Source organism: Pseudoalteromonas sp. PS1M3, from assembly GCF_016865405.1.
GTDB classification, from domain to species: Bacteria; Pseudomonadota; Gammaproteobacteria; order Enterobacterales; family Alteromonadaceae; genus Pseudoalteromonas; species Pseudoalteromonas marina.
Genome location: NZ_AP022624.1, coordinates 729,752 through 755,212, shown reverse-complemented (window position 1 = coordinate 755,212; position 25,461 = coordinate 729,752). Strand labels below are relative to the sequence as shown.

Sequence of the window (25,461 nt, the reverse complement as noted above, 5' to 3'; positions counted from 1 at the left end):
AATACATTAAGCACGTGTGGTTAGTTTTTTAGTTAACCACACCAGTTTTAACACATCTTTATTTGTAACAAGTACGACAGCCATTGTTATATCAACAAGCGGCATCACTAACCCGTAAACTCCCCATAACCACCAATAACCGCAATATGGGTTTACTATAAAATCAACATGCATTGCCAGAAAAAGCGTGGCGTTAATAGACAACCCCCCTACCAAGTAGTAAAAGCTGACAGGGATCACTTTTCCTAGGCTGTAACGCCAAATAATAATAGTCGCAATCGTAACCGCATCAAAAATAAATAACTGTAAATGCCTAAGTGGTGTATACATATCTATGTATAAACACAAAGTGTACGAAACCATCATAATGAATGAGAGTTGAGTTCGGCTATTATCGGTTTTATTAATAGCCGCAGACAAGTTATATAAAAAGGTGAAAACAAATAGCCACGTTATAAAAATACCAAAAGGTTCAGCTATTGAAACCATCATCCAAAAGTAATCTTCCAAAAAACTACCCATTAAACAGCAACCTGGTTTTTACGATTTAGCAAACTATTTTTTAATTTAACCAACCCTAAAATATCTTTATTGATAATGAGTACTAAAGCCATGATTAATTCGTCAAAAGGCATCAATAAACAGTATACCCCCCATAACCACCAAAATTTGTAATTCTGATTGATTCCATTATCTATATGCATGGCCAAAAAAAGCGATGCGTTAATGCATAGACCTACAATTAAATAGTAAAAAGCAATGGGAGATACTTTTACAAAACAAAACCGCCAAATAAAAATAACGGCAATGGTAACTACATCAAAAGCTAACACCTGAAGGTGAGCAGAGTATTGGCTTATATCTATATATAAACTCAACGTATAAGAAACCATCATAATTAATGACAGTTGAGTTCGGCTATTATCAGGTTTATTAATAGCCGCAGACAAATTATATAAAAAAGTAAAAACAAATAGCCAAGCTATAAAAATACCATAAAGTTCACCGATAGAGACCATAAACCAGAAAAAGTCTTCCAATTTACTCCCCATTACATAACTGCCTGTGTTTTACGATTCAACATAACATTTTTTAATTTAACCAACCCTAAAATATCTTTATTAATAATGAGTACCAAAGCCATTATGAAATCAACAATAAGTGTTGAAAAGCCATAAAGCATCCACAACCACCAAAATTCGTAATTTAGGTTTACTATTATATCAATATGCATGGCCATAAAAAGCGATGCGTTAATGCACAGCCCAACGATTAAATAATAAAAGCCAATAGGAATAACTTTACCTAAGCACAACCGCCAGATAAAAATAACGGCAATAGTGACCACATCAAAGGCAAATAATTGTAGATACAGTAATGGAGTATACATGTCTATGTACAAACTCAACGTATAAGAAACCATCATAATGAATGACAGTTGAGTGCGGCTATTGTCAGGTTTATTAATAGCAGCAGACAAGTTATATAAAAATGTAAAAACAAATAACCACGTAATAAGTATACCCAAAAGCTCACTAATTTCAGCGAGACTACAAAATAAGTCCTCCAAAAAACTCCCCATTACCTAGCCACCGGTGTTTTACGATTCAACACAGCATTTTTCAATTTAACCAAACCTAAAATATCTTTGTTAATAATGAGTACTAAAGCCATTATTATATCACTAGAAACCTGTCCAATAGCATACAATCCCCAACCCCACCAATAATCATAATTAGCCGAAACAGCATAATGAATCGCCCCGAGTTCATCGGAGACCAGTTTGTTTAAGTCAGGCCACTTTACCTGACTCGTTTAAATTATCATAGTAGTCTGTTTCATATTGAGCTGGTGAAATATACCCAATTGAAGATAATAAGCGTTGATTATTAAACCAATTGACCCACTCTAACGTTGCGTATTCAACAGCATCAACATTCTTCCACGGGCCATTTCTGCGAATAATCTCTGTTTTAAATAATCCATTTATTGTTTCAGCCAATGCATTGTCATAAGAGTCACCCACACTGCCTACAGACGCTTGAATTCCAGCTTCAGCAAGTCGCTCAGTGTATCGTATAGACAAATATTGGCTGCCTCTGTCGCTGTGGTGAATTAACCCTTCGGGGTTGCCACGATGCCAAATAGCTTGCTCTAACGCATCAAGAATAAGCTCTGTGTGCATTGTCGTTGATACACGCCAACCTACAATGTATCGTGAAAAAACATCTATCACGAAAGCGACATAAACAAACCCACTCCATGTGGCAACATAGGTGATGTCAGCTACCCAAAGTTGATTTGGCTGCTCAGCAGTAAATTGACGATTAACTAAATCAAGTGGCTTATCTTGTTGCTCGTCAGGTATCGTTGTCTTATGTGCTTTACCCCGACGAACACCTTGAATTCCCATAACTCGCATCAATCGTTCGACTGTACAGCGGGCGACTTGATGGTCGTCAAGCTGTAGCTGCTTCCATATTTTTCTTGCACCATAAACTGACATATTATCCTCCCACACTTCGCGAATGAGTATTATCAGCTCAGCATCACGCTTTTTGCGGTTAGACAGTCGCTCAGGCTCTCTTTGTATCTGTTTATGAGAATAATACGTTGATGGTGCAATCGGCAATTCCTTGCAAATTGACTCGACACCGTAATGCTCTCTGCAAGCATCAATAAAATCCACTATTACTTCTGTTTGCGGTCGAGCTCCGCTTGGGCGAAAAAAGCGGCAGCTTGCCTCAGGATATCATTCGTTCGCTTGAGCTCTTTATTCTCGCGCTCTAAGACGGCAAGGCGTTCTTCAGTTGATTGCGTATTAGAAGAGGGTTTAGACGGTTGAGCTTGAGATTTCTTGACCCATGCTCTAAGTGTTTCTGGGGTACATCCCAGTTTATCTGAAATCGATACTAGCGCAGCCCAAAGAGAAGGGTATTCATGCTGTTGTGTGGTAACAAGCCTAATTGCACGTTCACGAAATTCTGATGTATAGCGATTTGATTTTTTCATAGTTCCAGTTTCTCAAGTTATTGAGTCTCTGGCAAACACGGGGCGATTCATAATCGTAATGCATAACCAAAAACAGCATAGCGTTAAGACTCAAACCAAGAATAAGATAATAATATGCAATTGAGTAAGGCGCTTTGTAAAAGTGTGAAAAGGTCACGATTGCAAAAATAGCAACCACGTCAGATAGAGCAAAATCTAAATAAAACGAAGTCGTAATCATTAACTGCGCTTTTCCCATTATTAAGGTCAGCGTATACGACACCATCATTATTAAAGACAGAAACATAACGCTTCTGTTTTTAACATTTATGCTTATTGTTAAATTATAAAGAAATGCAACAGCAAAAAACCATGTGATAAAAATACTCAAATGGGCATTGATTGAACCAAGCATTAATGTGGCATGTTCAAGCACTTATAAACTTCGACTCAATTGTTTGTATATGTATGATTTTGCTTTAACCAAACCTAAGAAGTCTTTTTTAATGAAGAAAACAGCAACCATGGCAAAGTCGTTAAAGTTAACTAGCCAAGAGTAAAGTACTGTAAAAAGCCACGTTTCGTAGTTTTTATAAACCACGGTATCTAAATGCATTCCTAAAAATAGGATAGCATTTACTGAGAGCCCCGTTAATAAATAGGCGGATATAAGCCTCTCTTTAATAAATAAATTAAGCACCACTAGGGCAAAAATAGTGGCTATATCAAAATAAAAAAAATCGAGGTACCGTATTGTTTGAATATCTATAAAAAGGCTTGATAGATATGAAACAGTCATCACTAGAGATAACCAAACACGCTTTTTGTCAGCCTTATTAATGCTAGAAACGAATGAGTACAAAAAGGCCATTAAAAACCCCCACTGCACCAATGCCCCAATATAAAAACTTACATCAGGACTTAACATCAGGTCATCTAACATAATAATCGCTAATGTAATAAGAGCAGGTCATTCTGGTCGGTAAGTGCACGTTTAATTTGATAGGTTTGCATATGTTTGAAACCAATCTGAATAAAAAAGTCATTAAAAATACCCATTATAAAAATGCACTAATGTACATAGATAATTGGGGCTAGTTTTAAAGCGTTTCATGATTTAGTTGTTTACCAAGTTTTAGGAGTATGCTTTTATTTTACAGTCTAAAGCTAAGTGACATGTGACTTAATACTTTATAATGGCTGGTAGTCGTACCATAGTCACTTAGAGTAAAGCTACCGTACTTTAATTTATGATTTTTTATTTTTTCACCGCAAAAATAAAAAATAATTTTAAGCTAGGGCATTTTTGAATTAGCGCTTGGATTTAGTAACGTGCAGGTTGCATTTTTAAGCTTATGCAGCCCTAAAATATCTCTATCAACTATTAATGCTACAATCATAGTAAAATCTATAAGATTCACAGTATAAATATATACCTCCCAAAACCACCAATACTGGGTATTTTCATAAATTTCGCTATCAACATGCATTAATAAAAATAAGATTGTATTGATGCTTAAACCTAATACTAAATATAAAAAAGATAGGGTGGTTTTTTTTACTATTTTGTAAACTAAAATAAGTGCAAAAATTGTAGCAATGTCATACAAGGCAAAATTTAAGTAAAGTGAGTTTTTAAGAGAAAGCCATGTAAGGAAATAATCTGATAAAGTGTATGAACACATCATTACAAAAGAGCTAAATAAAAGGGTGGTGCCTTTTTTTAAACCAATTGTATAAATAAACACATTAAAAAAAAAGGCCATTAAAAAACCCCACATAAAAAATGCGGAGAGAGAAAATAACCCAAATAAGTCTTGTAAGAACATCTAACGCCTTAAATTATCACTTTGGTCTGGTGTAGCCCGGCTTCACAATACCAGCACGGTTTAGGTCAGCACTTGCCGCACTTAAACCTTCTTGCGAGAAACTTACTTTATCAGATTGTAGGGTTTTAGTGCTAGCAGTTTGTTCAGCTGCAGGCTGTAATTGTTGTGTTTTGTTGTATGCTTGCATTTGTACTTGGCTATTAGCTGAAATTTGCATGTAATTGATCCTTATAAAAGTTTAAATTTAATTGGCATAAAACTAAATCACACCATTGTGTAGGTATATGCACTACTCATGGTGGTAGTTGCTATTTTATAACTACGTAACTATTAGCAAGCTGTATACCAACTTTTATTTAAATTTTATTTTTAAGTAAATTACTAGGAGTTGACACAATCAAAACACCTCCGACCAGATTAACTCAGGCATAAAAAAACGCACAGGGGTAACCGTACGTTTTTTGTATCCAGGGAGTTTAAGCCACGAATTTACACGGGATCGCCGCTTTATTACTTGGCTTTAAAATGTATTCCATTGCTACTTCGTCGCAGTTTTCTTTACGAAGGCACAATTCACAATCTTTCATTACTTTTTCTGGCAGGCTGTCTTTACTGCAAAAAACAAAATCTTGTTTTTCAAAAAAGTCTGGCACGCGAGTAAGTACAATTACGCGATTAAGTGCCAATTTTTTGGCTTTTATTAGTAAATGGTCAACTAATTGCCGCCCTTGCCCAGTTACCGCACTTTGCGGGTCAATACCCAAAGAGCGTATCTCTGCAAGGCCGGTATCGTATATATACAGCGATGCACAGCCCGACACTTTGCCGTCTATTTCGGTTACAGCAAATTCATTAATCGAATGCACCATGTCGCTTTTAGCACGCGGCAAGTTTTCGCCGACCGTTGCCCAGTGTTGAATAAGTTTTGCAATTGATTCAACGTCGTCTAGGTTGGCATCACGAACCGTTATCTGCTGTTTTTTTTTGGCTGCTTTAATTGCGCTAGTGACTTGCTCAATGGAGGTGCCGCCAACTGCTTGACGCGCTTTAATACAGGCGTCTATTTCAAGTACCGGATAAACATCGTCTTCAAACACATCATTTACTGATTTATATTGTTCAAGTGAGAGCTCCTCAAGGGTTTTATCTTCACTTATTGCAAGCTGTACCAACACACCTACAATATGATGCCCCTCTCTGAAAGGTACCCCCTTAGCAACTAAGTAATCAGCCAGCTCGGTTGCATTTGCATGGCCGCCTTTTGCCGCAGCTAATGTGCGCTCACCTTTTACCTTTACGCCTTTAATACACGCTTGTGCCATGTGAATACACGCAAGCCATGTTGGCATCGCATCAAAAATGCCTTCTTTGTCTTCTTGCATATCTTTATTGTAAGCAAGAGGGAGTGCTTTAAGGGTCATCATCATGGCGCTAAAGGCACCAAATACACGACCTGTTTTACCACGGATAAGCTCAAGTGCATCTGGGTTCTTTTTTTGCGGCATTAAGGACGAGCCAGACGTAACATTGTCGGCAAGTTCAATAAAGCCCGCTTCACCTGAGTTATAAAAAATTAAATCTTCAGACATACGCGATAAGTGAATCATTGAAATAGACGCACAACTTAATAGCTCAACAACAAAGTCACGGTCAGATACACCATCAAGGCTGTTTTTAGTTGCACCTGTAAAGCCTAAGCCTTGTGCAAGTGTTTGGCGGTCAATTGGGTAAGCAGTGCCTGCCAATGCGCCGCTGCCTAGCGGGCAATAGTTCATACGGGCTTTAGCGTCTTGCAAACGGCTTTCGTCGCGTTCCAGCATTTCAACATATGCCATGCACCAGTGGCTAAATAGTACGGGTTGTGCACGTTGCAAATGGGTATAACCAGGTAAAATAGTACCTAGTTCGCGTTCGGCCAACGCAACAAATTCAGCTTTTAATTGCGCTATGGCTTTTAAAATATGATCGGCAGTATCACGGCACCATAATCTAAAGTCGGTGGCTACTTGGTCATTTCGACTGCGACCTGTGTGTAACTTTTTAGCTAGGTCACCCACTTTATCAATTAGAGCCGCTTCAACATGCGAATGAATATCTTCAGCACCGGATGTAGCTACAGCCGTTGGGTCAGCTTTTACCTCTTCGAGTAGCTCGTATAATGCCGATACTAATTCTTTGTGCTCATCGTTTGATAACACGTTAACTTGTTCAAGTGCGCCAGCCCATGCAACAGAACCAATAATATCTTGCTCTGCTAGTTGGTAGTCAAATGGAAGAGAGTCGTTAAATTGCTTAAACGCCTCGTCTGGACCCGTAGAAAAACGTCCGCCCCATAATGCCATGAAATATCTCCAAACCCTGAAATGCCCCTTTTACAAGGGGCGTAAAATTTACTTTTTAGACAAAGCCGAAATTCTGCTTGAAAGCGAGAATAAACGAATAAAGCCTTCAGCATGTGATTGGTCATACACGTCATCTTCGCCAAAGGTCGCAAAGTCTTCGCTGTATAGGCTGTTAGGTGATTTTTTCTGAACCGCAGTCACTTGGCCTTTATAAAGCTTAAGTACCACTTCACCCGTTGCTAATGTAGATAACGCCTCGGCGCCCGCTAAAATAGAGTCTTTAAGTGGCGTGAACCAACGTCCGTCGTACACTAGGTGCGAAAATTCGCCGCCTAATACTTCTTTCCACTTACGGCTTGATTTATCAAGTACTAGCTCGTCTATTGCTTGAAGGGCCGCCATGATCACGGTACCACCTGGGGTTTCGTAACAACCACGCGATTTCATGCCGACTAAACGGTTTTCTACTATATCAACACGGCCAACACCATGCGGTGATGCAATGTCATTTAATTTAACTAAACAATCATAAGGTTTAAGCTCTTCGCCATTGACGGCAACCACTTCACCTTCAACAACTTTTAATGTTACTAGCTCGGCTTTATCGGGTGCTTGCTCAGGAGAGTTAGTCCAAGTCCATACTTGATCGCTAGGCTCACACCATGGATCTTCAAGCTCGCCGCCTTCGTGCGAAATGTGCCATGCGTTAGCATCACGGCTGTAAATTTTTGTTGCTGAAGCAGAACACGGAATATCACGCTCGGCTAAGTAATCTAGTAGTGATTCACGGCTTGATAAGTCCCACTCTCGCCATGGTGCAATGACTTTTAAATCGGGTGCAAGCGCTGCAAAGCACGATTCAAAACGTACTTGGTCGTTACCTTTACCCGTACAACCATGCGACAGCGCATCGGCACCTACTTTACGTGCAATTTCAACTTGCGCTTTAGCAATGATTGGACGCGCCATTGAGGTACCTAGTAAGTAAGTACCTTCGTAAATAGAGCCCGTTTTAAGCGTTGGGTAAATGTATTCACTTACCATTTCATCTTTTAAGTCAACTACGTAACACTCTGATGCACCTGATGCGATGGCTTTTTCTTCAACGCCTTCAAGCTCTTCTGCGCCTTGGCCTACATCGGCAACAAACGCGATTACTTCACAGCCGTAATTTTCTTTTAACCATGGCACGATAGCAGATGTATCTAGACCACCTGAATAGGCTAAAACGACTTTTTTAATTGAACTCATAGGTGTTCCTTAACAAAATTTGGATTTAGTAATGTAACTAGCAGAGCATTTTGCGCATGCATGCGATTTTCTGCTTGTTGAATAATTTTTGATGCTGGGCCATCCATTACCTCAGAGGTAATTTCAAACTCACGGTGTGCCGGTTGGCAATGTAATACCGTAGTAGCCCCTGTTTGATCTAGCAATGCTTGGTTTAACTGATAAGGCATATATTTTTCTTTAACTTGCTCAAGAGGCGTATCATCGCCCATAGAGACCCATGTATCGGCGTAAACAACGTTTGCGCCAACCGCCGCTTCTACACGGTCACTCACCATTACTGATGCGCCATTCATAGCTGCTATTTGCTCTGCTTTTTTAAGAATTTGCGAATCCGGAGAGCTGCCTTTAGGCGTTACTGCCACAAAATCGGTACCCAGTGTTGCAGCAAGTAACATAAGTGAATGAGTTACATTATTGCCCTCGCCTAGGTAAGCTACTTTAAGCTCGCTCACATCGCCATGTACTTCTTGAAGCGTTAAAAAGTCTGCCAATGCTTGGCATGGGTGATACAAGTCACACAAGCTATTAACCACAGGAACAGAAGAGTACTCACCTAATATGGTTAACGTGCTGTGCTGGTTTACACGCGCTACAATACCGTCAGCCCACGTTGAAATATTTAGTGCAAAATCTTTTACTGATTCACGTGCGCCCATAGCGCCATTTTGCTGGTCTAAATATACAGCGTGACCACCTAAACGGTTAATACCAATATCAAACGATAAACGTGTACGTAAGCTTTGCTTTTCAAATAGTGTAACAACTGACTTGCCCGCTAGTACTTGACTGTATTTTTCTGGCTTTGCCTTTAAATCACGCGCCAGCTTTAATAAATTAAGTGCGCCTTGTTGGTCTAATTCTAGACCCGTTAAAAAATTCTCTAACATGGTAACCCTATGGTGTAATCTTTGTTCCGACATGCTCGCCTTGCAGCAAAGCAGTTAAATTTTCTGGCTTTTGCCAGCTGGAAATATACACACCGCGTCGTAAGTGTAGGGCAGCGTGAAGACTGGTCTTAACTTTGACCTCCATCCCGCCCACAATTACTCCCTCTGCAATTAAAGTCTCAATGTGTTTTGTATCTAATTGATGTAATGGCTGCTTATTAGCGTCAAGCACGGCCTCTACATCAGTCATAAAAATAAGTTCTGCATTTAAATTATTGGCGATAGCTGCCGCTGCCTCGTCTGCATTAACGTTGTACCAAAGCCCTTGCTCGTCAAAACCTATAGAGCTAACAATTGGTAAGCGCCCGACGTTTAGTAAATCGTTAATAATAGAGTCGTTGTTACTTTCGCACTTTCCTACTAGGCACAATGCTTTGAGCTTTTGCGATGCCGTTACGCCTGCTTCGTAAAGGCTTAACCCAACAGGTTTATGGCCAGAAGCAATAGCTTGAGCCATTAACTGCTTGTTTGCACAACCTGCAAGTGCACCAACTATGTGGGGCATTTGTTCTGCAGGGCTAATACGTAAACCTTGATGCTTAGCGCTAACAAAACCGGCTTCTTTTAACCATGTATCGACTAATGCCCCGCCACCATGCACAATTACAAAGTTATGACTTGGCTGATTAGACAACACATCAAATAACGCACGAGCTGCGTTTTCAGTGTTAAGTACAGCGCCGCCAAGCTTAATAACCCACGTTTTTTTAGCCATTAAAACGCTCCTTTTAAGCCTGTGGTGTGGTCTAAATTCATTGATAAATTAATACACTGCAGAGCTTGCCCTGCAGCACCTTTTAGTAAATTATCAATGGCTGCCATAACAATGAGCTGAGAGCCTTGCTGCTGCCAACCAATATCAACATAAGGCTGCTTTGCAACTCCCTTAATTGACGGGATCTTACTACCTAACAAGCGGATTAAAGGCTCGTTTTCAAGCACGCTGTAGGCCTTAGCCACTTGCTCACTTGTAACATTAGGTTTTAGTTGCACGTAAATGGTTTCTAAAATACCGCGAGCAAAGTTCCCTAAATGAGGTGTAAATAAAACCTGGTGACCAAGGTGTTGCTCTATTTCTGGTCCGTGGCGATGATTAAATAAACCATATGGCGCTAGCGACACTTCACAAAAGTGAGTACCTACACTGGCTTTACGCCCTGCACCAGTTACCCCCGACACTGCATTAATAATAATTTTGTCGTCGCTTAACAAACCTGCTTGCTGTAGTGGCTTTAACGCATTCAGCGCTGCAGTAGGATAACAGCCGGCAACAGCCACTAAATTTGCATTTGCAATGTCGTTGCTATTCCATTCAGCTAAACCATAGGCCGATTCATTTAATAACTCAGGGTGCTTATGTTCAAAGCCGTAATAAGTAACGTAATCATCATTGCTTGCAAGGCGATAACCACCCGATAGGTCAAACACCTTTTTGCCCATCGCTAAAAATTGCGGGGCTAAATCTACACTTACTTTATGGTCGGTACACAGGCATACGTAATCTGCATTCGCATTAATGTCGTCGAACGCTGACTTTGTAAGAGGAAGTAAAGGAGTATCAAGCAAACCTAGGTGCTCTGGATATAAATCACTCAGTAATTTGTGTTTATCTAGGCTTCCTTCAGATACATAGCTACCTGACAGTTTTAAATTTGGGTGTTTAGCCACAAGGCTTGCTAGTTCTGCGCCGCTGTATCCGCTTGCGCCAATAATCGCTACATTCATTATTTACTCATTATCTTAAAATCTATTACTACTTATTTGTGTGTTCGCTTACACTAGCTTAGGTGCTAAGTAAGTCTTTTTTGTTAATGAATTTTGATTATCGTCGCATTATCATCATTGTGTTACTTAATATATTTATGCTTAAAAAGTGAATTGATATTCATCATAAATACTTTTATATTGTTATGCAATTAAATTGAATAGTTATTTTGGAATTTTTTATGTCTTTGCCTTCGTTTATTTCTATGTACCAGCAATTAATTGCAGCCCCGTCTATCAGTGCAATTGAAGACAGCGAATGCATGAGTAATAAAAGCGTTATCGAGTTACTTGCCATCTGGTGTGAAACGCTCGGTTTTACTTTTGAAATAATAGAACTGGAAGGTAAAAAAGGGCGTTATAACTTATTAGCTAAACGTGGCGTCGGGGATGGTGGTTTAATGCTTGCTGGGCATACCGACACAGTGCCGTTTGATGACAGCCGCTGGAATCATGATCCGTTTAAATTAACAGAACTCGACAACAAACTGTATGGGCTAGGTAGTATTGATATGAAAGGATTTTTTGCTTTCGTATTACAAGCTATAAGCGAACTAGATGAAAAACAACAAACACAGCCAATTTTAATACTTGCCACTGCAGATGAAGAAACCACCATGGCAGGCGCACAGCAAATTTGCAAACATCCTAACTTAAAGCCGGCACGCTGTATTATTGGCGAACCCACTGATATGACACCAGTATTTACACACAAAGGGCATATGAGTACTGCAATAAGAGTTGTCGGTCGTTCTGGCCATAGCTCCGATCCCGAACGTGGTCTTAACGCCATTGAAGTTATGCATAAAGTGACTTCAAAATTACTGATCTTAAAAGAGCAGTTAAAGAATAAGTATTCACTAAGCCACTTTGAAATACCTTATCCTACTTTAAATTTTGGTAATATTCATGGTGGTGACAACGCAAATAGAATATGTGGGTGTTGTGAAATGCATATTGATATGCGCCCATTGCCAGGGTTGAGCGTACAAGAGCTACAAGCACTGCTGCTAGATGCAACAAAAGACATAAACGAGCAATACCCAAACTCAGTAAGTGTTATTGACCTACATGACCCAATACCAGCATTTACTGGCAGAACCGACAGCGCGCTAGTTCAACTTGCGGAAAAGATAGCGGGCCAAAAAGCCATTGCTGTTAATTACTGCACAGAAGCACCTTTTATTCAGCAACTGGGTTGTGAAACCATAGTTATGGGACCAGGTTCTATTAATCAGGCGCATCAACCTGACGAATTTTTAGCAATGGAAAAAATAAAGCCTTCACAGCACATCATTAGCAATATTATAAAAGCCTGTTGCTTTTAGCTAAGCAATAAAAAAGACGCTTAACAGCGTCTTTTTTATAAATGCTAAATTTACTATTTCATGTATTTGCTTAAATACTTTTTAAATACTGGGTCTGTTTTAGCAAGCTCTTTTTGCTCAGCTAATATCTCTTTTAAAATCACACCCGAGGTAAGCGGGTTAGCCAGTACAACCCTAAACACAACCGTAGGTTGATTATCGTATTGAGCTGGGGTCAAACGAGTACGCGATACAAACGAGCGTCCAGACTCACGCTGGCGTTTTTGCATACTGGCTGTAAAACGATTTAGTGAAGCAAAAATATCAATCCGTGTTTTTTCATCAGCCTCAGCAATCGCTTGTTTTATTTGCTTAGGCACATAGCGATAAGTAAGCAAACATAGCTCAGGCTCTGAAATAAGTTCAAAATCTTCGTCTGCCTTGATTAAATCAGCAAAATACTTTGCCTTTTTTATACTTCGATCGATTAGCATTTCATAGCCTTTACGGCCAATAACACGTAAGCAAGCATGCACTAACATAGCCATACCAGGGCGGCTACCCTCTAGTGTGTGGCTACCTAAATCTTTAGAGCCCTTACGCAATATATACTCAGCATGATGCTCTATTGCATCGGTTGCAGCGGGATCTTTAAACAGCACTAAACCTGCACCCATCGGGACATACATTTGTTTGTGGGCATCAATTGTTATTGAGTCTGCTCGCTCAATACCATTGAGCAGAGGACGATAAGTATTAGATAATAACGTTGCCCCACCCCAAGCAGCATCAACATGAAAATGACAGTTAATCTCTTGCGCTAAATCAGCCATTTCGTTGAGGGGATCAATATTGCCGGTTTCGGTTGTGCCTGCAACACCAATAATTGCCATTACTTTAATGCCTTTAGACTCAAGCTCGCGGGCTTTGTCTCGCATGGCATTTACATCGACCTTGTTGTCATCAGTTGTTTTAATACCAACTAAGTTGTCGCGCCCTATCCCTAATAAATCAACCGATTTACCTAATGAATAATGACCACGTTCTGAAATTAATACCGCAAGACCTCTGTATCCATAGTGCAGCATACCTGCCACAATTCCTTGCGATGCAATACCGGTAAATTCACCATCGGCTTTTAACAAACGATTTCGAGCAATCCAAAGCGCAGTAATGTTTGCAACCGTACCACCAGAGCAAAATGCACCTAATGACGTTTTAGCGCTGTGCATCCATTTAGAGTAAAACGCATCGTTTTGGCCATAGGCTAAATGATGCATCATACCTAACACCTGTCGCTCAAGGGGGGTAAACGCCTTAGATGTCTCAATTTTTACTAGATTTTGATTTAGTCCCACCATCAACTTTGAAAGTGGCAGTAAAAAATGCGGTAAAGCTGATGTCATATGACCAATAAAACTTGGTGCAGCCGTATGCACAGAATGAGCAACAAGTTGCTCCATTATGTCTTGAGCATAAGCAGATACAAACGTTGGGTTTTCTGGGATCACCGCAGCTTGAAAGTCTTTTTCAATTTCATGTAATGGTTTTTCGATTGCCGCTATATTTTCGTTTAAAAAACCTGCTAAATTACTCGATATTTCAAGCTCAATTTTGCTTAAAGTTGAGTCAGGCGCTTCAGGTACAGTAAATATACGCTTGAGGCTTTCTTTAGAGGCGACGGCACAACGCTTTTGATCCATCTTAATACCTAGTGTGTGTGTTGCTAAAACACCTGTTTAACTAGTAAAAACGCCCAAATATGGCGGTAAGTTAAGCAATAGTGTTTCTAAATAATTGCTCTAACTGTACTGCAATATAAGTAAAATGTCTCGTTAAAAGCCTTAAAAGCAACACCACGCATGACAAAAAAGTGTTAATTTAATTAAAATTTTATTTAATCTAATAAATACTAATTATTTATTGGGCAATTTTGTATTTTAAGTATAATCATTAAAACAACAAAAAAGGGACAGGCAATGCTTAAGGGAAGAGTGAAAGTGAGCTGGTTAGTGGCTGGTTTTGCTTTATTTTTAGTCAGCTTAGTGGTCTATATTTACTACACCTACCACACAACCCGCGCTGAAATTATGGAATCTGTTGATGCGCGCCTTCTTAATGCCGCAGCCAGTGTTAAGCATATACTCGGTGATGACTACCTAAATACCATGAATCAAAACGGTCAAATTAATTTTTTTGACTATGAAGTCAAAAGCAGGCAACTTTCTGAGTTTGCACAAGCGCTTGATGTGGCATATGTATATGCAATGATATTAAAAAACAACCGCGTATACTTTACTGCATCAAGCTATACGCAAGACGATATGAACAATGGCAAAATAACGCAATATTTAGATATATACCCAGAAGCAACTGATCTCAACATAAGCGCTTTTTACTCCACTGAGCCGGTATTTGAAGTGTCGGCCGATCAATGGGGACACTTTAAAACTATATTTATCCCTTTTGTTGACGATAAAACTGGTAAAACTTACCTTACTGGCGCTGATATAACGATTCTTGATCTTAACCAAAAGCTAAGCGAAAGCGTCTCCAAAGCAGCAGCTATGGCAAGCTTCTTCTTTTTTATAGCTATCCTTGTTGCCGCTATTTATGTTTACTTACTTAAGCGCTCATTAGCAACCGACTCCAGTACTGGGTTTGAAAACCACATTGCGTTGGAGTACTTACTTAAAAAAAGTAACAGTCATCATATGCAGTTAGCTGTTGTCTGGGTTAATGAAATTGAAGATATAAATAGCTTTTACGGCACCGAAATTGGCGATAAAGTAATGAAAAACTTGCTTATGCATTTTAAGAGCCGCTGCTCTGCCAACTGTCATTTATACCGCTTAGCCACCAATAAATTGGTGCTGCTATCACCTAAAGAAACACCTTATGAAGAGCTGAGCGATTTAATCGAAACCTATAATGCCAATACGCCTTTATTAACTGATCCATTTATATACATTACATTGTGTGCTGGTATTGCGACGGGTAATAAATCGCTATTACTTGAAAATGCTCATATTGCTGCACTACAAGCAAAGCAAGGTAGGCACACAGTTATTAATTATTCTAAAGCACTTCACGATGTTAAAACTCAATATCAATATAATGTAGAAATGGCCAAAGAAGTGCATGATGCATTTGATAACAACCGTATTGTGCCTTACTTTCAGCCAATAATAGATACCAAAACAAATCAGATAGTTCAGTACGAATGTTTGGCGCGAATGGTTACTGCAAGCGGAGAAATTTTAAAACCCGATGCGTTTTTAAATGTAGTTACTCGCTCCAGAATGGACGGGTTATTAACCCGCACTATATTTTCACAGTGCATTAGCCGCTTTAGAAAAACAAACATTTGTTGGAGCTTAAATATAACAGCGCAAGACATGTTAGACCCAAGCTTGAATGAATTCATCACAAACGAGCTTAAGCGCTATCCGCACCCAAGCAATATCACTTTAGAGTTAATAGAAACCCAAGCGATTGCAAATTATTCTGAAGTTAAAGCATTTATTTCTATGGTTAAAAGTAAAGGCGTTAAGGTAATAATTGATGACTTTGGTAGCGGTTATTCAAATATTTCAAATGTCCTAAAACTTGAAGTTGACGGTATTAAGTTAGATGGCGGATTGATAAAACAGATAATACACGATAACGACATTTACTTGTTTATTGAGCATATAGCGGCATTTGCTAACCAATTAGATTTACTGCTTATAGCTGAATCTGTCGAAAATGCAGCCATTGTAAATGCGTTAGAAAAAGCAAATGTGACGCTCATGCAGGGTAACCATTTTGCCCAACCTGCGCCACAATTTGCTACACCAGAAAATGCTGACTTAATCAGTTAATTAACCAAACGTTAGTGATAAAGCTATTTTTAGCCGATAGAAAAACGCTTAAACATAACTTAGGTTAAATCAATAACAAGCCGGTGACTTTGTTGGCCACTGGCCCAATACTTTCGCTCAAATGGGGTGATTGCATCGTCGCTGTGATAAGGCTGCACTTCGCAAATATGGCTGGTTAGTTCAAGCGCCCTTGCAAATTCTTTAACATATATATCCCAGTTACTGCGTACTTCTAATAAGCCACCTAACTTAACAATATAAGGAAATATAGCTGCTCCGTGCCATCTGCGTTGAATATGTTTAGATTTAGGCCATGGATTTGGATACAACAAATAGTGGTGGCTAGGCTGCCAATTTGCTGCAACTGCTAAGCGCCAAAAATCATTTAAATCAGCCTGTACCAAAATATACTGACCACTGTCGCTTTGCTTATATTGAACGTCGTGTTTATCAAGCCTATGCGACGACTTATCAATCCCGACCACAAGAGCTTCAGGGTGAAGCTTAGCTAAGTTAGCTGTACTTTCACCTACACCACAGCAAGAGTCTAAAATAAGAGGGCCATTGAATGCCTTAACTTTTTCATTAACCTCATCAAATGCCGCTTGCGTGTGTGCTGCAATGGGCTTTTTAAACTCGGCGCTTAAATGCTTATTTACTATTTCATCAAGCTTTTCGTGAATACCGGCCTGATTAGATACAATACTTCGAGAATTTGCATCACTCATTAGTGTCTTAGCCCCACACCTTTTTTGATTAATGTAAGCGCAACAGTAAATAGCACGGTAATAAACACTAAAATAACACCTAATGCGACGGTTAAATCAACATCCGATACACCTAAAAACCCGTACCTAAATGCGTTAACCATATAGATGATGGGATTGATTTGCGATACGTTTTGCCAAAACTCAGGTAGCAAAGTAATTGAATAAAATACGCCACCTAAGTACGTTAGCGGAGTAAGTATAAATGTAGGAATAATACTAATGTCATCAAAGCTATTAGCGTAAATAGCGTTAATTAAACCACCTAGCGCAAACACCGCCGAGGTTAAAATTACCGTTGCCATAATTACAAATATATTGTGTATTTGAATATCAACAAACAACAGCGATACACAGGTAACAATAAAGCCCACCATCATGCCGCGAGTCATACCACCGCCCATATAGCCTAGTACTATTATGTAATTAGGCACTGGCGCAACAAGCAGCTCCTCTATACTTTTTTGAAATTTAGTTGAGTAAAAACTAGAAGCTACATTAGAGTATGAATTTGTAATAACCGACATCATTATTAAGCCCGGTACAATAAACTCCATATAACTAAACCCACCCATTTCACCAATGCGCGAACCTATGAGGTTACCAAAAATAACAAAATACAAACTCATTGTTATGGCAGGTGGTACTAGAGTTTGCACCCAAATACGTAGAAAACGAATACACTCTTTAATCCATATACTTTTTAGCGCTACGCCATATTTAAACATTTATTCGCCCCGCCCTTGCTCTAGTAATCCCACAAATAGCTCTTCTAATCGATTGGCCTTGTTACGCATACTTAATACAGTATTGCCTTGCTCTGTAAGCGCACTAAACACTGCATTTAAGCCCTGTGATTTAGCCACTTCAACCTCAATAGTGTGATCGTCCGTCATGGTAAATTTATAACCTTGCAACGTGACTGGCTTAGCTGGCATTTTTAAATCAAGTACAAACGTTTCTTTATCAAGCTTTGCAAGCAGTGCTTTTATCGTCGTGTTTTCAACAATGCGACCGGTATCGATAATGGCAATGTTTTTACACAATAGTTCTGCTTCTTCCAAGTAATGGGTAGTTAAAATAATAGTTACGCCTTGTTCATTAATTTTGCGTAAAAACTCCCACATAGAGCGTCGTAACTCTATGTCTACACCCGCTGTTGGTTCATCAAGTATAAGTAGCTTTGGCTCGTGCATCAGTGCGCGTGCAATCATTAAACGACGCTTCATACCGCCTGATAAAGTACGCGCTTGTTTATCTTTTTTCTCAAGCAAACCAAGCTGGGCTAAATATTTATCAGCACGCTTGTGTGCCTCGCTACGCGGTACACCATAATAACCGGCTTGGTTTACTAATATTTGGGTCAACGTTTCAAATTGGCTGAAGTTGAATTCTTGTGGTACTAAGCCTAAATGCGCCTTGGCAGCTTCAAGATGGGTATCTATATCGTAACCAAATACCTCCACTTTACCTTCAGTTTTATTGACCAAAGACGAAATAACACCAATCGTTGTTGATTTACCTGCACCGTTTGGCCCAAGTAATGCAAAAAAATCGCCTTCTTCTACTTGTAAATCAACACCTTTAACAGCCTCTACGCCATTTTTGTATACCTTGGTAAGGCCTTCAATATTTAATGCAATACTTTGCTTACTCATTACTTACCCTCACCATAACCCCAACGTTTTGTTAGTGTATGCTCAATGTTTAAATGATCTAAAATGCGAGCCACCATAAAATCGACTAAATCATCTATGCTTTGCGGCTTATGATAAAAGCCCGGCGCTGCAGGCATAATGGTAACGCCCAAACGCGATAGCTTTAACATATTCTCTAAATGAATCTCGCTAAAAGGCGTTTCACGCGGCACTAAAATAAGCTGGCCACGTTCTTTAATCACTACATCGGCCGCTCGCTCTAGTAAATTATCAGATGCGCCTACAGCAATCGCCGATACTGACCCCGCACTGCATGGGCACACAACCATTTTTTTAGGCGCTGCAGAACCAGAGGCTACAGGACTAAACCAGTTATCTTTACCAAATACTTGTAATTGTTGTGGCTGTGCATCAAATAGCGTATTTAACTGCTCAGTAGCTTTATCTTCATTTGCCGAGAGCTTTATGTTTGACTCAGTATCAAGCACAACGCGGGCTGCGCTCGAAATAAGTACATACACTTGGTATTGCTGCTCTAGTAACACTTCAAGCAGCTTTAAACCATATGGTGCGCCAGAGGCACCACTGAACGCTAAGGTGATTTTATCTTTAAATTGCAAATTATTCTCCGCTGAATTTATCAGCCAAACCATCTACTAGTTGCTGATGAAGGCCGTTAAAACCGCCATTACTCATAATTAAAATATGTTGATCAGGCTGCACATTTTTAAGCACCGTATTAATAATAGCTTGTGTACTATTAAAACATTGCATGCCCGCTTTTTGAGCTTGCTCGTTAAGCGACCAGCCTAAGTTATCTGGTTCAAACAAAAGTACGTCATCAGCATCAGCTAATGAAGCGAGTAGCGTATGCTGATGTACACCCATTTTCATGGTGTTTGAGCGAGGCTCTAAAATAGCAATAATTTTTTCATCGCCAACTTTAGCGCGTAAACCCGCCAAGGTTGTTTTAATCGCTGTTGGGTGATGAGCAAAATCGTCATAAACCTTAATACTGTTTATGTCGGCCTTGAGTTCCATTCGCCTTTTCGGACTTATAAACTCGGCAAGTGCCTCAATACTGTGGCTAACCGCAATCCCTACATGGCGCGCTGCAGCAATTGCCATAATCGCATTTTTAACATTATGTTCGCCAATTGCGCCCCAATTAACCGTACCTTGCCATTCATTATTCAAAAGTACTTTAAACTCACTGCCATCGGGTTTAATTAGTTCGTAACCCCAATCAATGCCTAGCGTTTCGCTTTCACTCCATAACCCTTGCGATATAACGTCTTCAAGTGCTTTGTCTTGTTTTGGCCAAATTACTTTACCGCTGTGAGGTAGTGTACGCATTAAGTGGTGAAATTGTTTTTTAATTGCGTTTAAATCATCAAAAATATCGGCGTGATCAAACTCTAAATTATTCAAAATTAATGTGCGCGGTAAGTAATGGACAAACTTGCTGCGCTTATCAAAAAAAGCGGTATCGTATTCATCTGCCTCAATAACAAAAAAAGGGGTTTCACCTACCTTTGCCGACACACCAAAATTTTGCACTATGCCGCCAATTAAAAACCCCGGTTTTAAACCAGCATATTCTAATATCCAGGCAAGCATACTCGCTGTGGTTGTTTTACCATGCGTACCAGCTACCGCAAGCACCCACGAGTTTTGCAATAAGTTATGCTTTAACCACTCTGGACCTGAGGTATAAGGTAAGCTGTTGTCTAACACATATTCAACACACGGATTACCTCGGCTCATCGCATTACCAATTACTACCATATCGGGTTTTGGCTCTAATTGAGATACGTCGTAACCTTGAGTGAGCTCAATACCAAGATCTTCAAGCTGGGTGCTCATAGGTGGGTAAACGTTTTGGTCTGAACCTGTTACTTTATGGCCAAGCGACTTAGCAATAGCTGCAATACCACCCATAAACGTACCGCAAATGCCCAAAATATGAATATGCATATACTTTCCTTAAACCGTCTGCTCACTTTGCAGCTGTGCAAAGTTTAATGGCGCTATAATGCCAAATTTCGCGCTTACTTGCCATTATATGTAGGTATTTTACTAATGCTTAAAATCATTATTACAAACAAAAAAGCCTTCTAAATTAGAAGGCTTTTTGCAAAGTAAATTAATCTACATACTTAAAAAAACAATTAAACCCAAGCCTAAAACTAACCGGTAAATTACAAAAGGTAACATTCCCATTCGTTCAATCACTTTTAAAAATAAATAAATACACGCATAAGCAGATAAAAAAGACAGTACCACACCTAGTAGTAATGTACCCCACTCAACAACATGGTCTCCCAATGCAAGTTCTATTGTGTAATAAAGCCCCATCATTGAAATTACAGGAATAGCGAGTAAAAACGAAAAGCGCGCTGCACTTTGCTTATTCATGCCTAGCATTAAACCCGCTGTCATTGTAATACCTGAACGAGAGGTACCCGGGATCATAGCAACGGCTTGCGCCAAGCCAATCATTAAAGCCGACTTCCAATTAAGTTGATAAATTGTTTTAACTTGTTTCCCTTTAGCATCGGCGTACCAAAGCAATAGGCCAAAAATAATCGTCGTGGCTGCAATGACCCATGCACTTCGTAGGTATAACTCAACAAAATCCTTAAGTAACAAACCAAATACAGCAGCAGGTATTGTCCCTAAAATAATCCACCAGCCGAGTTTACTGTCGTCTGTTTTACCTTGTGTGCCAAACGATTTAAACCACGCACTAAGAATATCAGCCACCTCTTTACGAAAATAAATAACAACCGCTATTAATGTCCCTACATGCACTGCAACATCAAAAGCAAGTCCTTGGTCTTCCCACCCTAATATTTGTGAGGGTAAAATTAAATGTGCCGAGCTAGATATGGGTAAAAACTCAGTAAAACCTTGAATTAGCGCTAAAATTATTATTTCTAAAATACTCATGGGTTAGAAAACTCCACCTTCCATAGTTTTTGTTGAGGGTTATTATATGCATTCCATAATTGAGCAATTGTTTGCTTAGCTACAGGGTGATAAAAACCGGGGGCAACCTCACTGAGAGGCTGTAATACAAATGCATTTTTAGTTATTTCGTCACGTGGTAATTGCGCGGGGCTATCGCAGATAACATCATCGTAAAACAATAAATCTAAATCAAGGGTTCTTGGGCTGAACTTTTTATCGTTTGGTGTGCGACCATTATCACGCTCTATTTTTTTTAGTAATGCACACACTTCAGCTAACGGCTTGTCTGTTTTTGCCCCAACGACCGAATTATAAAAGTTATTACCTACGAAACCGACAGCTTCGCTTTCAAAAACAGACGAGTGCTCTATATTCGTAAAATGCGTTTTAAGTGCTTTTAAGGCACTTTGCATATAGTGCTCTTTGTTAATATTTGACCCAAGGCTAATAAATATTTGCGCCATTTAAACGCTTGCCTTATTACGTGTTATTTCTACTCCAACAGTTTGCGCTTGCGCAACTGCAGCAGGTTTACTCACTCTTATTTTAACTTGTGTTGTATTAAACTCAGTTAAAATAATGTCTGCCAATTGTTCAACAAGTGTTTCAAGTAACTCAACAGGTTTAGCTGTGCTATGCGCAATGACACGCTCGCTTACTTTTGCGTAATCAAGTGCTAAATTAATGTCATCATTTGCGGCGGCTGGTTTAATATCACTTAGCATTTCAATATCAAAATAAAGGCTCTGTTTACTTTCTTTTTCAAAGTCGTACACTCCAATAATAGTGTCGACGTGCAATTGAGATATAAATACCTTATCCATTGATACTCCAAAAGACCAACAACTGTTCTAACCACATAAACTAATTATAAATTAATATTGTATATGCTTTAATCAGTGTTTAAATATGTAAAAATTCCTTCTACAATAGCAAAATAACGCGTTTAGCTAAATTTGGTAGAAGTATATTAATTTTCACGATAAATTTTGCCGCCAATAATAGCCCAAAAACGATGTTAATTGCATTAAATGTAATGGGTATAACGATAAAAATATAAGGAACTATGTGTTAGCTATTTTGATGTTTGTTTTAGCGTACCTACTTGGGTCGATTTCATCGGCTATCTTAGTGTCGCGTCTATTTAAACTTCAAGATCCCCGCACACATGGCTCAAATAATCCAGGCGCAACTAATGTTTACCGCTTAGGTGGCGCTTTTCCTGCTGTTTTAGTTCTTGTTTTTGATATTTTAAAAGGCACGATACCCGTGTGGGGGGCTTATTTTTTACAACTTGAGCCTTTGGTACTTGGCTTAGTTGCCGTTGGCGCCTGTTTAGGCCACATGTACCCTGTATTTTTTAATTTTAAAGGAGGTAAAGCCGTCGCAACAGCATTTGGGGCTTTACTCCCAATAGGTTTATCCCTAGCTGGGTTATTAATTACTACTTGGCTAATTATAGTCGCAGTGAGTCGCTATTCTTCTCTTGCCGCCCTAGTCACCGTTTTACTCGCACCGCTTTATACGTGGTTAATTAAGCCACTCTATACACTGCCAGTGGTTTTTATTACGGTGCTTATTATTTTTCGCCATCGAACAAACATAGTGAGACTATTTGCTGGTGAAGAACCAAAAGTGGGAGCTAAAAAAGCCCCCACTGATGAAAACAAACCAACATAACCAAGCACTTAAATAGGCTCGAGGCTGTCTATTGGCCACCGAGGCTTAGTTTTCATATCAAGGGTTGCAAACTGCCCTGCTTTTAAACGTTGCATACCGGCATAAGCAATCATTGCACCGTTATCAGTACAAAACTCCGTACGCGGATAATACACTTCGCCCTTCATACCCTGCATGACTCTTTCAAGCTGAAGCCTAAGCTGGGTATTTGCACTTACACCGCCCGCAATCACTAAACGCTTGATACCTGTTTGCTTTAGCGCTCGCTTACATTTAATAACCAAGGTATCAATAACAGCGGTTTGAAATGCATGCGCGATGTCTGCTTTAGTTTGCTCGTCATCGTCATTTTCACGAATGGTAATCGACGCCGCAGTTTTTAATCCACTAAAACTAAAATCAAGTCCGGGTTTATCTGTCATTGGGCGAGGAAAGATAAATCGCTTTGGAATACCTTGCTCTGCTAATTTTGCTAAGCGGGGACCACCCGGGTAATCAAGACCTAATAACTTAGCTGTTTTGTCAAAGGCTTCACCTGCAGCGTCATCAACAGACTCGCCCAATACTTCGTATTGGCCAATTCCTTCAACTTTTACCATCATGGTGTGGCCACCAGAAACAAGTAAAGCAATAAACGGAAACTCTGGCACCTTGTCTTCAAGCATGGGAGCAAGTAGATGCCCCTCCATATGATGAACCGCAACAGCAGGGATATCCCATCCGTAAGCCAATGAGCGACCAATTGAAGTACCCACTAATAGCGCCCCAACTAAACCAGGGCCGGCTGTATAAGCAATACCGTCTAAGTCTTCAGGACCACAACCAGCTTGAGCAAAAGCTGCATCAATAAGCGGAAGCGTTTTACGAACATGATCGCGTGACGCCAGCTCGGGAACCACGCCACCGTAGTCAGCATGTACTTTTACTTGGCTATATAACTGATGAGCTAATAAGCCTTTCTCGTCATCATATATTGCTATACCTGTTTCATCACATGACGATTCAATGCCTAAAATTCGCACTGTACTTCTCCTGCTTTTTTATCACTACTTAACCAAAGTTCAAGTTACTTAATTTGTTTATAACGCCAAACCAATATTTGTTTGACCATCAACAACAGCAAATTTTTTCAGCGCCTTTACACTTTCTGAAGTAATACGCCCCATACTTTCAACAAAGTCAATAAGCTCGGCTAGCACTTCAATTTCGTACTGCATTAAAGGGTGCTCCCTAACAGCCGTGTTGTCTGCAATTTCACCTTCAACTGTCATCTGGTATTCAATAAAGCGCGCAACGGTTGCTTGCGAAATTTTACTTACACTTACAAACTCTTTATCGTCTTGTGCCATTAAACCATGCATCAAGCTCAGTAATGACGTTGCCGCATCAATAGCTGGGTATGTACCAAACATATCAAAATCAGCGAGTTCTGGAACATTAGGTTCCACTTTTTCAACTTGCTTTTCTAAGTCAATCTTACTTTTTGGCAGTAAGATTTTTTCCCAACAAACATTAAGCGCATTACGAAGTAACGTTTCATCACCAAACCCCGTAGCCTCACTAAATAAACCATAATTTGGCAACATACGTTCAATTAGCGCACTTGCTAATACCGCTTTTTGTAAATAGTTTAGCTCTCTAATACGCTGAAAATTATTTGCTTTAGTCATTCTTTAACGTCTCACATGACCAACAAAAATCAAATGTTGATCCATTATGCTCATTACAGTTAGGACAAACCCAATCTGGAGCGGATTGTTTTACTTGCTGATAGTTTACCAATATTTGTCGCGCATGGCGCTCTTTTATCGCATAAACCTGCACACTCACTTGCGCCTGATCGAAAGGAATTTCCCCAAGTGCACCTTGAAGCATTTCTCCTGCAACTTTACACTCTATTCCACCCGCTTGAATTAACCCCTTAACAATATTAGCCTCTAACGTGTTGGCTGCCTTATAAATTGTTATCCAATTAAAAGCACTATCTGTTGTGTTTTTATAAGTTTGCAATATCGACCTCGATTATTTTGTGTGTACAATACCTTAA

The 25,461-nt window shown here is 39.6% G+C and carries 27 protein-coding genes and 1 other annotated feature; of the genes, 3 read left to right on the top strand and 24 right to left on the bottom strand.

The features are described 5' to 3' along the window. Positions 1–6: 6 nt before the first annotated feature. The 12 genes from PS1M3_RS03530 to argC all read right to left on the bottom strand — a co-directional run bounded on the left by PS1M3_RS03530 (position 7) and on the right by argC (position 11,127). Positions 7–522, bottom strand: coding sequence for a hypothetical protein (locus tag PS1M3_RS03530; RefSeq protein ID WP_203986286.1), 516 nt, complete (start codon positions 520–522; stop codon positions 7–9). After that, positions 522–1,052 carry a hypothetical protein gene (locus PS1M3_RS03525; protein WP_203986284.1) on the bottom strand — a complete coding sequence of 177 codons (531 nt, stop codon included), beginning with the start codon at positions 1,050–1,052 and terminating at the stop codon, positions 522–524. The genes PS1M3_RS03530 and PS1M3_RS03525 overlap by 1 nt, the downstream gene beginning before the upstream one ends. Beyond that, positions 1,052–1,582: a hypothetical protein gene (locus PS1M3_RS03520; RefSeq protein ID WP_203986283.1), complete on the bottom strand. Its 531-nt coding sequence runs from the start codon at positions 1,580–1,582 to the stop codon at positions 1,052–1,054. Before PS1M3_RS03520 ends, PS1M3_RS03525 begins: the two co-directional genes overlap by 1 nt. A gap of 210 nt (positions 1,583–1,792) precedes the next feature. Continuing rightward, a protein-coding gene (locus PS1M3_RS03515; RefSeq protein ID WP_223230517.1) for an IS3 family transposase occupies positions 1,793–3,012 on the bottom strand; the annotation gives its coding sequence in 2 pieces (ribosomal slippage) (positions 1,793–2,724 and positions 2,724–3,012; 1,221 coding nt in all). Continuing rightward, positions 2,618–2,734, bottom strand: a sequence feature (AL1L pseudoknot). (Overlaps the previous gene by 117 nt.) 415 nt (positions 3,013–3,427) lie before the next feature. Continuing rightward, the gene (locus tag PS1M3_RS03510) at positions 3,428–3,934 is read right to left on the bottom strand and encodes a hypothetical protein (RefSeq protein ID WP_203986281.1); all 507 of its coding nucleotides are present in this window, start codon (positions 3,932–3,934) and stop codon (positions 3,428–3,430) included. A gap of 352 nt (positions 3,935–4,286) precedes the next feature. Then, positions 4,287–4,820 (bottom strand): hypothetical protein, encoded by a 534-nt coding sequence (locus PS1M3_RS03505; protein ID WP_203986279.1) that lies wholly within the window; start codon positions 4,818–4,820, stop codon positions 4,287–4,289. Between the two features lie 16 nt (positions 4,821–4,836). Further along, a complete protein-coding gene (locus tag PS1M3_RS03500) occupies positions 4,837–5,037 on the bottom strand; it encodes a hypothetical protein (protein WP_203986276.1) in 201 nt (66 codons plus the stop codon). 259 nt (positions 5,038–5,296) lie between these two features. Next, positions 5,297–7,162: an argininosuccinate lyase gene (argH, locus tag PS1M3_RS03495; RefSeq protein ID WP_203986274.1), complete on the bottom strand. Its 1,866-nt coding sequence runs from the start codon at positions 7,160–7,162 to the stop codon at positions 5,297–5,299. Positions 7,163–7,210: 48 nt separating this feature from the next. After that, positions 7,211–8,413 carry an argininosuccinate synthase gene (locus PS1M3_RS03490; RefSeq protein WP_008130621.1) on the bottom strand — a complete coding sequence of 401 codons (1,203 nt, stop codon included), beginning with the start codon at positions 8,411–8,413 and terminating at the stop codon, positions 7,211–7,213. Beyond that, a complete protein-coding gene (locus PS1M3_RS03485) occupies positions 8,410–9,342 on the bottom strand; it encodes an ornithine carbamoyltransferase (protein ID WP_203986272.1) in 933 nt (310 codons plus the stop codon). Before PS1M3_RS03485 ends, PS1M3_RS03490 begins: the two co-directional genes overlap by 4 nt. A 7-nt stretch (positions 9,343–9,349) precedes the next feature. Beyond that, positions 9,350–10,117 (bottom strand): acetylglutamate kinase, encoded by a 768-nt coding sequence (gene argB, locus PS1M3_RS03480; RefSeq protein WP_203986270.1) that lies wholly within the window; start codon positions 10,115–10,117, stop codon positions 9,350–9,352. Then, complete coding sequence (gene argC / locus PS1M3_RS03475; RefSeq protein ID WP_008130610.1) at positions 10,117–11,127, bottom strand: N-acetyl-gamma-glutamyl-phosphate reductase; 1,011 nt, start codon at positions 11,125–11,127, stop codon at positions 10,117–10,119. The genes argB and argC overlap by 1 nt, the downstream gene beginning before the upstream one ends. 221 nt (positions 11,128–11,348) lie before the next feature. Between argC and argE the strand changes: the two genes are divergently transcribed. Beyond that, positions 11,349–12,494, top strand: coding sequence for an acetylornithine deacetylase (gene argE, locus PS1M3_RS03470; protein WP_203986268.1), 1,146 nt, complete (start codon positions 11,349–11,351; stop codon positions 12,492–12,494). 53 nt (positions 12,495–12,547) lie between these two features. Here argE and panP read toward each other — a convergent pair whose 3' ends face one another. Next, positions 12,548–14,176, bottom strand: a complete 1,629-nt coding sequence (gene panP / locus PS1M3_RS03465; protein WP_006791558.1) for a pyridoxal-dependent aspartate 1-decarboxylase PanP — start codon at positions 14,174–14,176, stop codon at positions 12,548–12,550. A gap of 276 nt (positions 14,177–14,452) precedes the next feature. Between panP and PS1M3_RS03460 the strand changes: the two genes are divergently transcribed. Continuing rightward, the gene (locus PS1M3_RS03460) at positions 14,453–16,336 is read left to right on the top strand and encodes an EAL domain-containing protein (RefSeq protein WP_008130606.1); all 1,884 of its coding nucleotides are present in this window, start codon (positions 14,453–14,455) and stop codon (positions 16,334–16,336) included. Between the two features lie 59 nt (positions 16,337–16,395). On the opposite strand, the gene PS1M3_RS03455 is transcribed toward PS1M3_RS03460, so the two are convergent. The 8 genes from PS1M3_RS03455 to folB all read right to left on the bottom strand — a co-directional run bounded on the left by PS1M3_RS03455 (position 16,396) and on the right by folB (position 22,558). Further along, positions 16,396–17,064: a tRNA (guanosine(46)-N(7))-methyltransferase TrmB gene (locus PS1M3_RS03455; protein WP_008130603.1), complete on the bottom strand. Its 669-nt coding sequence runs from the start codon at positions 17,062–17,064 to the stop codon at positions 16,396–16,398. Beyond that, complete coding sequence (locus PS1M3_RS03450) at positions 17,064–17,831, bottom strand: ABC transporter permease (RefSeq protein WP_006791561.1); 768 nt, start codon at positions 17,829–17,831, stop codon at positions 17,064–17,066. Before PS1M3_RS03450 ends, PS1M3_RS03455 begins: the two co-directional genes overlap by 1 nt. Continuing rightward, positions 17,832–18,761 (bottom strand): ABC transporter ATP-binding protein, encoded by a 930-nt coding sequence (locus PS1M3_RS03445; protein WP_138740093.1) that lies wholly within the window; start codon positions 18,759–18,761, stop codon positions 17,832–17,834. Then, positions 18,761–19,381, bottom strand: a complete 621-nt coding sequence (locus PS1M3_RS03440) for a flavin prenyltransferase UbiX (protein WP_203986265.1) — start codon at positions 19,379–19,381, stop codon at positions 18,761–18,763. Before PS1M3_RS03440 ends, PS1M3_RS03445 begins: the two co-directional genes overlap by 1 nt. Position 19,382: 1 nt before the next feature. Then, the gene (mpl, locus tag PS1M3_RS03435) at positions 19,383–20,738 is read right to left on the bottom strand and encodes a UDP-N-acetylmuramate:L-alanyl-gamma-D-glutamyl-meso-diaminopimelate ligase (protein WP_203986263.1); all 1,356 of its coding nucleotides are present in this window, start codon (positions 20,736–20,738) and stop codon (positions 19,383–19,385) included. 174 nt (positions 20,739–20,912) lie between these two features. Beyond that, entirely contained in the window at positions 20,913–21,713 is an 801-nt protein-coding gene (locus PS1M3_RS03430) for an undecaprenyl-diphosphate phosphatase (RefSeq protein WP_006791565.1), read from the bottom strand. After that, complete coding sequence (folK, locus tag PS1M3_RS03425) at positions 21,710–22,198, bottom strand: 2-amino-4-hydroxy-6-hydroxymethyldihydropteridine diphosphokinase (protein ID WP_006791566.1); 489 nt, start codon at positions 22,196–22,198, stop codon at positions 21,710–21,712. The genes PS1M3_RS03430 and folK overlap by 4 nt, the downstream gene beginning before the upstream one ends. Then, positions 22,199–22,558: a dihydroneopterin aldolase gene (gene folB, locus PS1M3_RS03420; RefSeq protein ID WP_006791567.1), complete on the bottom strand. Its 360-nt coding sequence runs from the start codon at positions 22,556–22,558 to the stop codon at positions 22,199–22,201. Positions 22,559–22,802: 244 nt separating this feature from the next. Here folB and plsY point away from each other — a divergent pair, with 244 nt between their 5' ends. Further along, entirely contained in the window at positions 22,803–23,414 is a 612-nt protein-coding gene (plsY, locus tag PS1M3_RS03415) for a glycerol-3-phosphate 1-O-acyltransferase PlsY (protein ID WP_006791568.1), read from the top strand. An 8-nt stretch (positions 23,415–23,422) separates the two neighbouring features. Here the strand turns inward: plsY and tsaD are convergent, their stop codons facing one another. From tsaD to PS1M3_RS03400, 3 genes are read right to left on the bottom strand one after another with little or no spacing between them, the layout of a single operon-like run. Next, complete coding sequence (tsaD, locus tag PS1M3_RS03410) at positions 23,423–24,436, bottom strand: tRNA (adenosine(37)-N6)-threonylcarbamoyltransferase complex transferase subunit TsaD (protein ID WP_008130598.1); 1,014 nt, start codon at positions 24,434–24,436, stop codon at positions 23,423–23,425. 57 nt (positions 24,437–24,493) lie between these two features. Continuing rightward, positions 24,494–25,084 carry a YjaG family protein gene (locus PS1M3_RS03405; protein ID WP_008130596.1) on the bottom strand — a complete coding sequence of 197 codons (591 nt, stop codon included), beginning with the start codon at positions 25,082–25,084 and terminating at the stop codon, positions 24,494–24,496. Further along, positions 25,077–25,424, bottom strand: coding sequence for a DUF2007 domain-containing protein (locus tag PS1M3_RS03400; protein ID WP_008130594.1), 348 nt, complete (start codon positions 25,422–25,424; stop codon positions 25,077–25,079). The genes PS1M3_RS03405 and PS1M3_RS03400 overlap by 8 nt, the downstream gene beginning before the upstream one ends. Positions 25,425–25,461 lie beyond the last annotated feature (37 nt).

Bases quoted from the DNA above. Each gene is read 5' to 3' on its own strand.
- PS1M3_RS03460 (WP_008130606.1), top strand. From the start codon at position 14,453: ATGCTTAAGGGAAGAGTGAAAGTGAGCTGGTTAGTGGCTGGTTTTGCT.
- PS1M3_RS03445 (WP_138740093.1), bottom strand. From the start codon at position 18,761: ATGAGTAAGCAAAGTATTGCATTAAATATTGAAGGCCTTACCAAGGTA.
- PS1M3_RS03405 (WP_008130596.1), bottom strand. From the start codon at position 25,084: ATGACTAAAGCAAATAATTTTCAGCGTATTAGAGAGCTAAACTATTTA.
- panP (WP_006791558.1), bottom strand. From the start codon at position 14,176: ATGGATCAAAAGCGTTGTGCCGTCGCCTCTAAAGAAAGCCTCAAGCGT.
- PS1M3_RS03510 (WP_203986281.1), bottom strand. From the start codon at position 3,934: ATGTTAGATGACCTGATGTTAAGTCCTGATGTAAGTTTTTATATTGGG.
- PS1M3_RS03500 (WP_203986276.1), bottom strand. From the start codon at position 5,037: ATGCAAATTTCAGCTAATAGCCAAGTACAAATGCAAGCATACAACAAA.
- argB (WP_203986270.1), bottom strand. From the start codon at position 10,117: ATGGCTAAAAAAACGTGGGTTATTAAGCTTGGCGGCGCTGTACTTAAC.
- PS1M3_RS03430 (WP_006791565.1), bottom strand. From the start codon at position 21,713: ATGAGTATTTTAGAAATAATAATTTTAGCGCTAATTCAAGGTTTTACT.
- PS1M3_RS03530 (WP_203986286.1), bottom strand. From the start codon at position 522: ATGGGTAGTTTTTTGGAAGATTACTTTTGGATGATGGTTTCAATAGCT.
- PS1M3_RS03490 (WP_008130621.1), bottom strand. From the start codon at position 8,413: ATGAGTTCAATTAAAAAAGTCGTTTTAGCCTATTCAGGTGGTCTAGAT.
- PS1M3_RS03450 (WP_006791561.1), bottom strand. From the start codon at position 17,831: ATGTTTAAATATGGCGTAGCGCTAAAAAGTATATGGATTAAAGAGTGT.
- PS1M3_RS03525 (WP_203986284.1), bottom strand. From the start codon at position 1,052: ATGGGGAGTAAATTGGAAGACTTTTTCTGGTTTATGGTCTCTATCGGT.
- PS1M3_RS03455 (WP_008130603.1), bottom strand. From the start codon at position 17,064: ATGAGTGATGCAAATTCTCGAAGTATTGTATCTAATCAGGCCGGTATT.
- mpl (WP_203986263.1), bottom strand. From the start codon at position 20,738: ATGCATATTCATATTTTGGGCATTTGCGGTACGTTTATGGGTGGTATT.
- argH (WP_203986274.1), bottom strand. From the start codon at position 7,162: ATGGCATTATGGGGCGGACGTTTTTCTACGGGTCCAGACGAGGCGTTT.
- folB (WP_006791567.1), bottom strand. From the start codon at position 22,558: ATGGATAAGGTATTTATATCTCAATTGCACGTCGACACTATTATTGGA.
- PS1M3_RS03505 (WP_203986279.1), bottom strand. From the start codon at position 4,820: ATGTTCTTACAAGACTTATTTGGGTTATTTTCTCTCTCCGCATTTTTT.
- folK (WP_006791566.1), bottom strand. From the start codon at position 22,198: ATGGCGCAAATATTTATTAGCCTTGGGTCAAATATTAACAAAGAGCAC.
- argE (WP_203986268.1), top strand. From the start codon at position 11,349: ATGTCTTTGCCTTCGTTTATTTCTATGTACCAGCAATTAATTGCAGCC.
- argC (WP_008130610.1), bottom strand. From the start codon at position 11,127: ATGAATGTAGCGATTATTGGCGCAAGCGGATACAGCGGCGCAGAACTA.
- PS1M3_RS03520 (WP_203986283.1), bottom strand. From the start codon at position 1,582: ATGGGGAGTTTTTTGGAGGACTTATTTTGTAGTCTCGCTGAAATTAGT.
- PS1M3_RS03485 (WP_203986272.1), bottom strand. From the start codon at position 9,342: ATGTTAGAGAATTTTTTAACGGGTCTAGAATTAGACCAACAAGGCGCA.